Source organism: Butyricicoccus faecihominis, from assembly GCF_014648015.1.
GTDB classification, from domain to species: domain Bacteria; phylum Bacillota; class Clostridia; order Oscillospirales; family Butyricicoccaceae; genus Agathobaculum; species Agathobaculum butyriciproducens.
In genome coordinates, this window is record NZ_BMQH01000006.1 from 32,636 (window position 1) to 45,793 (window position 13,158).

Sequence of the window (13,158 nt, forward strand, 5' to 3'; positions counted from 1 at the left end):
AACTCGAAGACGCCGCTTAATTTCATAAAAAAGAGACTGTATCGGTGATACAGTCTCTTTTTCTTATCTTATACGCCGAATACGGAATCTGCATAATGCACGGTTGCCATAGCGTCCTTCGCGTAGCAGTCCGCGCCGATGGAATCTGCGTATTCCTGTGTGAGCACGGCACCGCCGACAACGACCTTGGTGCCCGGCTTTTTCTCACGCAGCTGTTTAATGGTCTCTTCCATGCTGACAACCGTCGTCGTCATCAGCGCACTCAGGCCGACCACCGGAACATCTTCCTTGATAGCGGTATCAACGATCACCTCGGGCGGAACGTCCTTGCCGAGATCGAGCACCTGATAGGCGTAGTTCTCCAGCAAAACCTTGACAATATTCTTGCCGATATCGTGAATATCTCCCTTGACGGTCGCAAGAATAATTTTGCCCTTGATCTGCTGGCTCTCACCCTTCATCGCGTCCTTTACGACCTCAAAAGCCGCTTTGGCCGCTTCTGCGCTCATGAGCAGCTGCGGCAGGAATACGGTGCCCTTCTCGAAACCCTTGCCGACGCGGTCAAGCGCCGGAATCAGCTCGTTGTTGACAACTTCGAGCGGTGGAACCGTCTGCAGCATTTCCTTTGCCGCGTCGATCGCGCGCTCACGCAAGCCGCGTTCAATGCTCTCCGCAAGCGGCATCGCCGTGCCGCCTGCTGCTGCAGGAGCCGCCGCTGCCGGCTGGTTGCCGTAGGCCGCAATGTAGCCTGCGCATTGCTCATCCAGGTTGGCCAGCGCCAGATAGGAACGGTACGACCTCATCATCGCCTCGTTATTCGGGTTGATGATCGCACAAGACAGACCGCTCTGCATCGCCATCGTGAAGAAGTTCGAGTTGACAATCTCACGCTGCGGCAGACCGAACGAAATGTTCGATACGCCGAGAATAGAGTGACCGTGCAGCTCATCGCGAATGCGGCGCAGCGTTTCGAGCGTTACGAGAGCCGAACCGCTATCCGACGAAATGGTCATCGCCAAACCGTCAATCACGATATCCTCATGCGGAATACCGTATTTCTCCGCTGTATCGTAAATCTTCTTTGCAATCCGGATGCGGCCCTCTGCTGTGGACGGAATGCCGTTTTCATCCAGTGCCAGACCAACAACAACACCGCCGTACTTACGTACAAGTGGGAACACAGCTTCCATGCTCTCCATCTTGCCGCTGACCGAGTTGATCATCGGCTTGCCGTTGTACAGGCGCATGCCGCGCTCCATTGCGGTGGTATCCGAGGTGTCAATCTGCAGCGGCAGCGCAATAACACTCTGCAGGCGCGTAACAACGCGCTCCATCATCACGGGTTCGTCGATTTCAGGCAGACCGACGTTGACATCAAGAATATGCGCGCCGCTGTCCTCCTGCGCCATGCCTTCACCAAGGATGTACTCGATGTTATTCTCGCGCAGAGCTGCCTTGAATTTGCTCTTGCCGGTCGGGTTGATACGCTCGCCGATGATAACCGGCTTCGGCCCGATCTCCACGGCTTGCGAGAACGAGGAGACCACCGTGCGGCGCTTGGCTACCGGCGGTCGGAACGGTACTTTGCGGCACTTTTCGATGGTCAGCCGCAGATGCTCCGGTGTAGTGCCGCAGCAGCCGCCAAGCGCCTGCACGCCCATGCCTGCAATTTCTTCCATCAGGTCGGAGAACTCGGCAGGCGCGATATCGAATACCGTCTTGCCATTTTCGCTGCGCGGCAGACCGGCATTCGGGTTGACGATGATTGGCAGTGAACTTATCTGCGTCAGTCGTTCGATGATCGGATGCATCTGCTTCGGTCCCAGACCGCAGTTAACGCCGAGCGCGTCTACGCGCAAACCCTCGAGCATGGCAACCGTGGAATCCACCGTGCCGCCGGTCAGCAGCTTGCCTTTTTCGTCGAAAATCAGCGTTACGAGCACCGGCAGATCGCAGTTTTCCTTGGCAGCCAACACGGCCGCCTTAGCCTCGTAGCTGTCGCTCATGGTCTCAATGAGCACGAGGTCCGCACCGGCTTTCGCGCCGATACGGATGGTTTCGCCGAACAGCTCAACCGCACGCTCAAACGGTAGATCGCCCATCGGCTGCAGCAGCTTGCCGGTTGGGCCAATATCGAGCGCAATATAGGCATCCTCTCGGCCTGCCTGCTGACGCGCGGTTTTTGCATGCGAAACTGCAGCTTGTACGATTTCCTGCAGGTTATCCGGATATTTGAGGGCATTTGCACCGAAAGTGTTGGTGTTCACCACATCACAGCCGGCTTCAAAGTAGCTGCGGTTCAGCGCAATAATCTCATCCGGATGGGACAGGTTCCACGTTTCCGGCAGTTCACCGGCTTTTAAGCCGTGCTCCTGCAGGATGGTGCCCATGCCGCCATCGAAAAATATCCATTCTTTTCCCAGTCGTTCGGTCAGTTTCATTCTTTTCATCTCCTGTAAGCGCAATCCGTCTTGCCGCATTCCTCACAGCCCTTGCGGTGACACGGCTGCGGTGTTTCAGACAGACCGATTACCGCCGTTACCGACTTGATAGGTGCCAGAAGACAGCTTTCGGTCACGGTCAAGCCAATCTTGCGCGGCGTATCCAGCAGGCGGCTGAAATCCCGCTGGTGTGCGATCGGAAAATCGCCGTAGCCGGGACTGAACCGCGGGCGGCAGTACATGCCGCGCTGAGCGGCTTCCTGCCGGATGCATTCGTTGACCTCATCGCAATAGGTCTCGACCATGGCCGCTGCCGCCGCCTGATAGATCACCGCGTCGCTCATCCGGACTGCAGACGCGCGGGCAATCAGGCGATCCGGTCCGATGCCGAGCGTTGCTGCCATCAGACAGACCTCGCTGCAACCCTGCAGATTACGTGCCAGATTTTTGCTGTAAATTTGTACATCTGCGATCTCGAACGTTTGCGCATCAATATGCTGCAGCGGAAACACGCGGTAGATCGACCTGGGTTCTGCCGCCTGCTGCAGTGCTTCACCGCATCGTGTCAGGCTGGCCTGTACTGCCTCATCCGGCTGCGTGCCGTGATAGCCCATGTAGCGAATGGCTTCCGATCTATCCAGTTCAATCACTTGAGAATCTCCGACAGGCTGGACTGAATGCCTGCGGCAATTTCCGGCTTGTTCATCGAGTAAACATGGATATGGTTGACGCCGTTTGCAATCAGGTCGATGATCTGCTCGGTCGCGTAGATAACGCCTGCCTGCTTCATAGCCGCCGGATTGTCGCCGAAACGGTCAACGATGGCCTTGAAGCGTTCGGGCAGGTAGGTGCCGGACATGGAAGTGATACGCTTGATCTGCTTGACATTCGTCACCGGCATAATGCCCGCAACAACCGGAACCGTAATACCCTTTTCTCGAATGCGGTACAGGAAGTTGTACATGATGTTGTTATCAAAGAACATCTGCGTAGTCAGAAACTCACAGCCTGCGTCTACTTTCTCCTTGAGGTGCAGAATATCCTCGGTTTTATTGGCTGCCTCAACGTGACCCTCCGGGTAGCAGGCGCCGCCGACGCAGAAATCGCCCTGCGACTTGATATCGCGTACCAGCTCAGCGGCATAGTGGTAGTCAGAATGCGGAGCACCGCCCTCCGGAATATCACCACGCAGTGCAAGAATGTTCTCGATACCGGCATCCTTATACTTTTTTACCATCGCTGCAACGTGCTCACGGGTAGAGGAAACACAGGTCAGATGGGTCAGAACGGTAACATCATACTTTTTCTTGAGATCTGCTGCGATGTTAACAGTGTGTTCGCTTGTGCCGCCGCCTGCACCGTATGTAACGCTCATAAAGTCCGGACGCAGCGCCGCAATCTCCTGTGTTGCGTGTGCGACAGACTCATAGCTGCTGCTGGTCTTGGGCGGGAATACCTCAAAAGAAAGGGTTACTTTATCCTGATTCAAAAGTTGGGAAACCTTCATGTTGCATCTCCTATGTTTCTACTCGTATTTCTGTTTAATAAAAAAGACACGATTTTGATTCGCGCGAAAATTCTATACGTTCCAAAGCCGTAGTGTTTATTATATCACATTTCCCCACTTTATTTCCAGACAAAAATACGATATAATATAACGTATCGGAGGGATTATTTTGACCGATATGCTTAAGAACTGTCAGCTGTGTCCGCGCGCCTGCGGCGCAGACCGCACAAAGAGCCGCGGAGCCTGCGGTGCAGGCATCGAAATCGAAGCTGCACGCGCATCGCTTCATATGTGGGAGGAGCCGCCGATTTCGGGTACAAATGGCTCGGGCACGGTGTTTTTCTCTCATTGCTCGCTCGGCTGTGTGTTCTGCCAAAACCGCAAGATCAGCCGCAGAGAGGCCGAGGGACAGAACATTACGGCAGATGCACTGGCGAAAACCTTTCTCTCTCTGGAGAAAAAAGGTGCGCATAATATCAACCTTGTTACCGGCGCCCATTATGTGCCGCAAATTATCGAAGCGCTGCAAATTGCCCGGAAACAGGGGCTTTCGCTTCCTGTTGTATACAATTCCAGCGGATATGAGCAGGTGGAAACGCTGCAGCTGCTCGATGGTCACATTGACATCTATCTGCCGGATTACAAGTATTACAGCAGCTACTATGCAGGTCTGTACTCGCATGCGGAGGATTACCGTGAGTTCGCCGTTCCGGCTATTGATGAAATGGTACGCCAGACAGGTGCACCGCAGTTTGATCAAAATGGTCTGCTGAAGCGCGGCACCGTCATCCGGCATTTGATGCTGCCCGGACTGGCCGGCGACACCGCGCAGGTGCTTCGGGATATTGCCTCTCGATGGGGCGACAGCGTGCTTGTCAGCCTTATGCGGCAGTACACGCCGTTTGATATGCAGGATTATCCCGAGCTTGACCGCACCATCACCGCAGAGGAGTACGCAAATGCCTGTACGCTGTTCGGTGAGCTTGGACTCGGCGGTTTTTTTCAGCAGGACGAATCCATCAGCGAGAGTTTTATTCCCGCCTTTGACGGCACAGGATTGGAGGAAAATTAACATGAAAACCGTTCTCAGCATTGCAGGCACCGACCCGACAGGCGGCGCAGGTATTCAGACCGACCTGAAAACCTTTGAAGCCTTCGGCGTGTATGGCATGGCCGTTATCACTGTCGTGTGTGCACAAAATACCACTGGTGTATTCGGTATGCAGCCGGTTTCCGCTGAACTGGTTGGCAAACAGATTGACTGTGTGTTTGACGATATTTTCCCGGATGCCGTCAAGGTCGGCATGCTGTATGACGCAGAGATTATTCACACAGTAGCGGAGCGCTTGAAGGCGTACCACGCCAAGAATATCGTACTCGACCCGGTAATGATGTCCTCAAGCGGTACCGCGCTGCTGCATCACGATGCGGCAAAGGTTCTGCAGGAGGAGCTGTTCCCGCTGTGCACTCTGGTAACGCCTAATCTGCATGAGGCAGCCGCTGTCTGCAGCCATAACATCACCAATCGTGAAGATATGGAGCAGGCGGCATGCGAAATCGTCGGCAAGACCGGCGGCGCCGTTCTGGTCAAGGGTGGTCATCTGGCAGACTGCGCAGATGATCTGCTGTTTGACGGCACAGAAATGCACTGGCTTCCCGCGCCGCGTATTGACAACCCGAACACACACGGTACCGGCTGCACGCTATCCAGTGCAATCGCATGCGGACTGGCACAGGGCATGTCGCTCATCGGCAGCGTCAAGCGGGCCAAGCGGTATCTGACCGCCTGCATTGACTTCAAGCTGGCTCTTGGTCACGGTTCCGGTCCGCTGCAGCACCGCATTGCGAATTGGGAGAACCGGCATGCGTGAACTGCGGCACATTCTCGGTGCAGATCAAGCATTTCAATCTTTCAAAATGTAATCAGGAAAAAGCGCAAAGAACACAGGGACGAAAAGCCGAAGAAGGCTTCTTGCCCCTGCGCTCATTTGCGCTACATCGTTTTTATTTCACACCTTAATCTAAACAAAAAAGGCGAGTAAGCAAACCCCTTTCAGGGAAACTTACTCGTCTTTTCTTGCGCGCTGTTTTGCAGGGCGCCCCGTGTTTTATCTGTTTGCGGTGCTGCTCCATGCCTGATGTAGATCAGGGAACGGAGCAAGTGCACGATCGAGAATGCCGTGCATATGAGCGATGGCAATGCCATAGTTGGTCATCGGCACATTCCGCTCGGCGCTGTGCCGCAGACGATACTGCATTTCCCGCACGTTCAGCATACAGCCGCCGCAGTGCACGACAAGCGCGTACTTGCTCACGTCCTCGGGAAACTCATTGCCCGCGGTAAATGAGAACTGCACATCCTTGCCGGTAAACCTGCGAATCCAGTTCGGCAGTTTTTCCGTGCCGATATCGCCGCACTGGCGGTGATGCGTGCAGCCTTCGGAGATGAGCACAGTATCGCCATCCTGCAAGAAATTCAGCTGTGCAGCACCGAGAATCGCCTGCCGCAGATTGCCTTTGTATCGGGCAAACAGGATGGAAAACGAGGTCAGAAGAACATTTTTCGGCACCAGCTTGTCCACGATGCCGAACGCCTGCGAGTCCGTGATAACCAGCTGCGGCGGCTCCCGCAGGGATTCCAGCGTGCGGGTCAACTCGGTTTCGCGGGTGACAAGTGAAATCGCACCTGCTTCCAGAATATCGCGGATGGTCTGCTGCTGCGGCAGGATCAGCCGGCCTTTCGGTGCGGCTGAGTCGATCGGCACGACCAGTACGACTGTGTCATTCGGCGCAAGCAGGTCAGCTACCAGACGTTTTTTCGGCTCGGTCGGCTTGACGGCTCGTGCGATCAGTTCCTTGAGTTCACGGATATTGCTGTCGGCTGCTGCGCTGACGTAAATCTCGTTTTCCGGCATGGCGGCAGGAACCAAAGTCAAATCCGCCTTGTTGTGCGCGATGACAAACGGAATCTCCCGCTTGCGGAACAATTCGAGCAGTTCCTGCTCTGCAGGCTGCAAATCACGCGTGCTGTCCGTGACAAGAACCGCAATATCCGTCTTTTCCAGCACGCGGAGCGCCCGGCGGACACGTTCCTCACCGAGCGTGCCCTCATCATCAATGCCCGGCGTGTCGATGATAACCACCGGACCGATAGGGAGCAGTTCCATCGCCTTCTGCACCGGATCTGTGGTTGTGCCCTTGACATCGGAAACAATGGACAGTGTTTGTCCGGTCACGCGGTTTACCACGCTGGATTTACCCGCATTGCGCAGACCGAAAAAGCCGATGTGTACGCGCTCGCCGGAGGGCTGTGCGTTCAGTCCCATAGGAAACCCTCCTTAGAAGCGGAAATCACGGCGGTTGGAGCTGCAGATATCCTTGATATGCTCGGCTGCAATTTCGCGTACCTTATCGCGCGGAATTTTTTTAAGTTCCTCCTGAATCAGCTCCATGCCAACGCGCTTGGTGTCCTCGCTTGCGTAATCGACCAGATACTCCGCGAGTGTCATCAATGCGTTCGGGTGGCAGCAGTTGAGAATCTGACCGTTCTTGCACAGGCTCATGAAACGGTCGCCGGTGCGCCCCTCGCGGTAGCAGGCGGTGCAGAACGACGGAATAAACCCAAGCTGCATGAGCCAGTGAACAACCTCATCGAGCGAGCGCTGATCGGATACATCAAACTGCTCAGAGTCGTGCGGACGCTCCTCTTCCTCATAGCCGCCGACCGAAGTACGGGAAGCACCGCTGATCTGCGAAATACCCAGACCAAGCGCCCGCTCACGCACCTGCTGGCTCTCGCGGGTGGAGATGATCATGCCGGTGTACGGCACGGCAATGCGGATGCACGCGATAACCTTTGCAAACAGCCCGTCACTCAGGCCGTTGTCGAATACATCCGGGTCAATATCGTCCGCGCGCTTGATACGCGGCACGCTGATAGTATGCGGACCAACGCCGTGTACAGCCTCCAGATGCTCGGCGTGCATGAGCAGACCGGCGAACTCGTACTTGTACATCTCCAGACCGAACAGAACACCCAGACCAACGTCGTCGATACCGCCGTCCATCGCGCGATCCATTGCTTCGGTGTGGTAGTCGTAATCGTGCTTCGGACCTGCCGGATGCAGCTTAAGGTAGCTCTGCTTGTGGTAGGTCTCCTGAAACAGAATGTAAGTGCCGATGCCGGCGTCCTTCAGCTTGCGGTAGTTCTCGACCGTTGTCGCCGCAATGTTGACGTTGACACGTCGAATCGCACCGTTTTTATGTTTGATGGAGTAAATGGTGTTGATGCACTCGAGAATGTACTCAATCGGGTTGTTGACCGGGTCCTCACCGGCCTCGATGGCAAGGCGCTTGTGACCCATATCCTGCAGCGCGATAACCTCGCGGGCAACCTCTTCCTGCGTCAGCTTTTTGCGAGTGATATGGCGGTTTTTTGCGTGATACGGACAGTAAACACAGCCGTTTACGCAGTAATTCGACAGATACAGCGGTGCAAACATAACAATACGGTTGCCGTAGAACGCCAGCTTGATCTCCTCGGCCAGCTGATACATCTCCTCAATCTTCTCGGGGATATCGCAGGCCAGCAGCACAGAGGCTTCGCGATGCGTCAGACCGGCACAGTGTACGCCGGTGGCCGTTTTCTGCGGACGGGCCTTTTCCAGAATACTGTCGATCAGCTCGATGTTGTGTTTGTTCTCCTCGGCATATTTCAGCGTTTCAAGGATTTCCTCATGGTTGATAAACTCCTCTGCATGGAGTGATTTCGGGTTGTACTGAGCCATTTTTCGTTTTCCTTTCTTATCTTGCGGTCAGAGGATTACTCTTTCCGTCAGAGTCCCTTAAAATGTATCACTTATCGGATAATATCTCCGCGTGCGGTAACAATCCGGCAGCCGACCGACGCCACACGGCGCGACAGGCAGCCGATGCACTGTGCAGCCTCCTCGCCGGTACAAAGTTTGCCGTCGTACAGTGCATATTTTTTTCGCACCCCAAGCGGAGACAGATTGGGCATCACTACGTTTGCACCAGCCTGCAGTCCGCGCTCGCGGCCGTCCGGCCGGATGGTGCCGAGCGCCGTTGTGGCGGGCAGCAGCAAATTCGGTTGAATCAGCCGCAGCAGTGACAGCAGATACACTGTCTGCTCACACGTTCCGGCCGGAAAATCGCGGAACGGTGTGTCCTTCTGCGGAATAAACGGGCCGATGCCGCACATCTCCGGCCGAAATTCTTCGATGAACTTTAAGTCCTCAGCGAGTGTTCGTGCCGTCTGATACGGCGAGCCGACCATAAAGCCGCAGCCGGTCTGGTAGCCGATGTCTTTCAAATCACGAAGGCAGCGCATACGGTTGTCAAACGACATCTGCGCCGGATGCAGCTTTTCATAATGCGCCTGATCGGCGGTTTCGTGACGGAGCAGATAACGGTCCGCGCCAGCATCGAACATCGCCTGATAGGCTTCACGAGGGAACTCTCCGAGCGACAGCGTTACTGCACAGTCTGAGAACTCTGCCTTGATCTGTCGTACCAGATGGCAAACCACATCGGCCGAGAATGCGCTGTCCTCGCCGCCCTGCATGACAAAAGTGCGGAAGCCGAGCGCATAGCCTTCCCGGGCACAGTCCAGTATCTGCGCCTCGGTCAGTCGATAGCGGTCACACGCAGGATTGGAACGCCGGATACCGCAGTAATAGCAGTCGTTGCGGCAGATATTGCCGATTTCGATCAGTCCGCGAATGTACACATCCGTACCGTATACCTGTTTTCGTAAGGCAACCGCTTTCTCTGCGGCATAGGCTGCCAGTTCATCGCTCTGGTTTTCGATTAGATATTCGTATTCCTCTATTGACAGGCTGTGCTGCGCTTCCAGCCGGTCAATGAGCTGCTTCTCCTTATTCATCGCTCTGCACATTGGAGTACGCGGTCTTGACGCTGATGCCGTCCAGATTGCCGATTTTGCCGGACAAAGCTGAAATCACATCCTGCGGCGCATCAATGGCGATGGACACAATGTTGATATTGCGCGCTCGATAGGGAATACCCATGCGCCCGATGATATAGCTGCCGTACTCATGCAGCAGGGTATTGAGCCGTTCCACAGAATCCGTGTTCTCTACCACGATTCCCATGACGGCAACTCTTGTTTGCATAAAAACACCTCGGAATAAAAAATAACTGCGTCCTCTGAAAGACGCAGTCCGATACAGATATAAACGGCGCTTCCGTGCAAGAAACGCTGCAATACGATATGGACGGCTCCTTTCATGCAGAATCTGCGGACGCAGAGGCTTACTGTCAGGATCGCTACATCTATTATAGAGGATAGTCGGCAGACCCGCAAGCAAAACCGACGATTTTGTGCAAAGAATTATTTTCGCAAAAATATGTATGATATTTTTGTCGAATTTTATCCTTCCAAATCTATATCTTGTATGGTACAATGCAATAGCGGCACATGATATATGGGTATGCACTTTTACGCTTTGCCTGTAAACAGCAGTGCTTTTTTGTTCGCTTTTTATCGGACAATATGATATAATGATGAACGTATGAAATTTAGAGAGGAAGAACAACACATGGTTCGAGTTGTCAAAAAGGATCACACCAAAGAACCGTTTAACATCCAGAAGGTTGTTATCGCCGTCAATAAGTCGGCAAACCGTGTCCTCTACAACTTTACAGAGGATGAGTTGAAGTCGATCTGCAATCATGTCGAGGGTTATATCCGTGACCATCACATGACCGAGATTCAGATCTGGCAAATGCACAACATCGTTGAGTCTGCACTTGAGTCGGTGCAGCCGGAGGTTGCCAAAAGCTACCGCGACTACCGCAACTATAAGCAGGATTTTGTCGGCATGCTGGACAGCGTATACCAGAAAAGCCAGTCTATCATGTATATCGGCGATAAGGAAAATTCCAACACGGATTCCGCGCTGGTCTCCACTAAGCGCAGCCTGATCTTCAATCAGCTCAACAAGGAGCTGTACCAGAAGTTCTTTATGAACACCGAGGAACTGCAGGCCTGTCGGGACGGCTACATTTACGTCCACGATATGTCGGCACGCCGCGATACCATGAACTGCTGCCTGTTTGATGTAGCGAGTGTCCTCAAGGACGGCTTTGAGATGGGCAATCTGTGGTACAACGAGCCGAAAACACTTAATGTTGCATTTGACGTGATCGGTGATATCGTGCTTTCCGCTGCAAGCCAGCAGTACGGCGGCTTTACCGTGCCGTCGGTCGATCTGCTGCTCGAGCCCTATGCCGAGCGCAGCTACAAAATGCTGACCGAGAAGTATACTCGTCTGGGACTGGATGCTGATACGGTCGAGAAGGAAGTTATGGCGGACATTCTCAACGACTTTGAGCAGGGCTTCCAGGGCTGGGAGTACAAGTTCAACACGGTAGCATCCAGCCGCGGCGACTATCCGTTCATCACCATGACAATGGGAACCGGCACCGGTCGTTTTGCCAAGCTGGCCTCCATTACCATGCTGAATGTACGCCGCAAGGGACAGGGCAAAAAAGGCCAGAAAAAGCCGGTCCTGTTCCCGAAGATCGTATTCCTGTACGATGAGAACTTGCACGGTCCCGGCAAACTGCTTGAGGATGTATTTGAAGCCGGTATCCTGTGCTCGTCCCGTGCGATGTATCCGGACTGGCTGTCGCTGACCGGTGAAGGCTATGTGCCGAGCATGTATAAAAAGTACGGCGCGATCATCAGTCCGATGGGCTGCCGCGCGTTCCTGTCTCCGTGGTACGAGCGCGGAGGCATGAAGCCCGCTGATGAGAGCGACAAGCCGGTATTTGTCGGCCGCTGGAACATTGGCGCGGTATCGCTGCACCTGCCGATGATCTACGCTAAGGCACAGCAGGAGAGCCGTCCGTTCTGCGAGGTGCTGGACTACTATCTGGAGCTTATCCGCAAGCTGCACATCCGCACCTATGCATACCTGGGGGAGATGCGTGCATCCACCAATCCGTTGGCGTACTGCGAGGGCGGCTTCTACGGCGGACATCTCAAGCCGTCGGACAAGATCAAGCCGATTATGAAAACCGCTACTGCGTCGTTCGGCATTACTGCACTCAACGAGCTGCAGGAACTGTACAACGGTAAATCGCTTGCCGAGGACGGTCAGTTTGCCCTCGAAACACTGCAGTATATCAACGATAAGGTCGAGCAGTTCAAGAACGAGGACGGCAATCTGTATGCTATCTACGGTACACCGGCAGAGAGTCTGTGCGGTTTGCAGGTCGAGCAGTTCCGCAAGAAATACGGCATCATCGAGGGCGTTTCCGATCGTCCGTATGTCTCCAACAGCTTCCACTGCCATGTTACCGAGGACCTGACACCGATTCAGAAGCAGGATCTTGAGGGTCGTTTCTGGAATCTGTGCAACGGCGGTAAGATTCAGTACGTCAAGTATCCGATTGACTACAACCATGAGGCGATTCGCTCTCTGGTGCGCCGCGCCATGGCAAAGGGCTTCTATGAGGGTGTCAATCTTTCACTCGCGTACTGCGATGACTGCGGTCATGAGGAACTGTCTATGGATGTCTGCCCGAAGTGCGGCAGCCGCAACCTTACCAAAATCGAGAGAATGAACGGCTATCTTTCCTACTCTCGCGTTAAGGGCGATACGCGCCTGAACGATGCCAAGATGGCCGAAATTGCTGAAAGAAAGAGTATGTAACACGAATGCAGTATCACAATATAACCAAGGACGATATGCTCAACGGCGACGGCCTGCGTGTTGTGCTGTGGGTGGCCGGCTGCGGACACGCCTGTCCCGGCTGTCACAACCCCATCACATGGGATGCGGAAGGCGGTCTGCTGTTTGATCAGGCAGCAAAGAATGAGCTGTTCACCGAGCTCGGCAAGGACTATATCTCCGGCATCACGTTTTCCGGCGGCGATCCGCTTTTCCCCGGCAACCGTGAGGAGGTCAGCGAGCTGTGCCGCGAGATTCGGCAGAAGTTTCCGGACAAGACCATCTGGCTGTACACCGGCTATCGCTGGGAGGAAATCAAGTGGCTGCCGTTTCTCGATCAGATTGACGTGCTGATCGACGGTCGTTTTGTACAGGCGCAGGCCGATCCGCAGCTTCACTGGCGCGGCAGTGCCAACCAGCGCGTGATCGATGTTCCGCGCACGCTTGCGGCTAACAATATCGTCCTGCATGACGATAAGTAAAAAGGAGT

Annotated in this window: 11 protein-coding genes; 4 read left to right on the forward strand and 7 right to left on the reverse strand. The window is 54.4% G+C overall.

Annotated features, from left to right (window positions below; translation table 11 throughout):
* Positions 1–68 precede the first annotated feature (68 nt).
* Genes IEY11_RS07025 through metF form a run of 3 tightly spaced genes read right to left on the reverse strand, consistent with a single transcriptional unit; the run spans position 69 to position 3,948 of the window.
* Positions 69–2,441 carry a homocysteine S-methyltransferase family protein gene (locus tag IEY11_RS07025; RefSeq protein WP_188886175.1) on the reverse strand — a complete coding sequence of 791 codons (2,373 nt, stop codon included), beginning with the start codon at positions 2,439–2,441 and terminating at the stop codon, positions 69–71.
* A gap of 5 nt (positions 2,442–2,446) precedes the next feature.
* Positions 2,447–3,091, reverse strand: coding sequence for a vitamin B12 dependent-methionine synthase activation domain-containing protein (locus IEY11_RS07030; protein ID WP_188886176.1), 645 nt, complete (start codon positions 3,089–3,091; stop codon positions 2,447–2,449).
* Positions 3,088–3,948, reverse strand: a complete 861-nt coding sequence (gene metF, locus IEY11_RS07035) for a methylenetetrahydrofolate reductase [NAD(P)H] (protein WP_110436794.1) — start codon at positions 3,946–3,948, stop codon at positions 3,088–3,090. The genes IEY11_RS07030 and metF overlap by 4 nt, the downstream gene beginning before the upstream one ends.
* 178 nt (positions 3,949–4,126) lie before the next feature.
* Between metF and IEY11_RS07040 the strand changes: the two genes are divergently transcribed.
* Both IEY11_RS07040 and thiD read left to right on the forward strand, forming a co-directional pair.
* The gene (locus IEY11_RS07040; RefSeq protein WP_188886249.1) at positions 4,127–5,020 is read left to right on the forward strand and encodes a radical SAM protein; all 894 of its coding nucleotides are present in this window, start codon (positions 4,127–4,129) and stop codon (positions 5,018–5,020) included.
* Position 5,021: 1 nt separating this feature from the next.
* Positions 5,022–5,819: a bifunctional hydroxymethylpyrimidine kinase/phosphomethylpyrimidine kinase gene (thiD, locus tag IEY11_RS07045; protein WP_188886177.1), complete on the forward strand. Its 798-nt coding sequence runs from the start codon at positions 5,022–5,024 to the stop codon at positions 5,817–5,819.
* 237 nt (positions 5,820–6,056) lie between these two features.
* On the opposite strand, the gene hydF is transcribed toward thiD, so the two are convergent.
* The 4 genes from hydF to IEY11_RS07065 form a co-directional block, all read right to left on the reverse strand.
* Positions 6,057–7,274, reverse strand: a complete 1,218-nt coding sequence (gene hydF / locus IEY11_RS07050; protein WP_188886178.1) for a [FeFe] hydrogenase H-cluster maturation GTPase HydF — start codon at positions 7,272–7,274, stop codon at positions 6,057–6,059.
* A 12-nt stretch (positions 7,275–7,286) separates the two neighbouring features.
* Positions 7,287–8,735, reverse strand: a complete 1,449-nt coding sequence (gene hydG / locus IEY11_RS07055; RefSeq protein ID WP_188886179.1) for a [FeFe] hydrogenase H-cluster radical SAM maturase HydG — start codon at positions 8,733–8,735, stop codon at positions 7,287–7,289.
* 71 nt (positions 8,736–8,806) lie between these two features.
* Positions 8,807–9,853, reverse strand: a complete 1,047-nt coding sequence (hydE, locus tag IEY11_RS07060) for a [FeFe] hydrogenase H-cluster radical SAM maturase HydE (RefSeq protein ID WP_188886180.1) — start codon at positions 9,851–9,853, stop codon at positions 8,807–8,809.
* Positions 9,846–10,103, reverse strand: a complete 258-nt coding sequence (locus IEY11_RS07065) for a TM1266 family iron-only hydrogenase system putative regulator (protein ID WP_110436788.1) — start codon at positions 10,101–10,103, stop codon at positions 9,846–9,848. The genes hydE and IEY11_RS07065 overlap by 8 nt, the downstream gene beginning before the upstream one ends.
* A gap of 426 nt (positions 10,104–10,529) precedes the next feature.
* On the opposite strand from IEY11_RS07065, the gene nrdD reads away from it, so the two are divergent.
* The gene (nrdD, locus tag IEY11_RS07070; RefSeq protein ID WP_118729861.1) at positions 10,530–12,650 is read left to right on the forward strand and encodes an anaerobic ribonucleoside-triphosphate reductase; all 2,121 of its coding nucleotides are present in this window, start codon (positions 10,530–10,532) and stop codon (positions 12,648–12,650) included.
* 5 nt (positions 12,651–12,655) lie between these two features.
* On the forward strand, positions 12,656–13,150 hold the full coding sequence (gene nrdG / locus IEY11_RS07075) for an anaerobic ribonucleoside-triphosphate reductase activating protein (RefSeq protein ID WP_118729860.1): 495 nt from the start codon (positions 12,656–12,658) through the stop codon (positions 13,148–13,150).
* Positions 13,151–13,158: the final 8 nt, after the last annotated feature.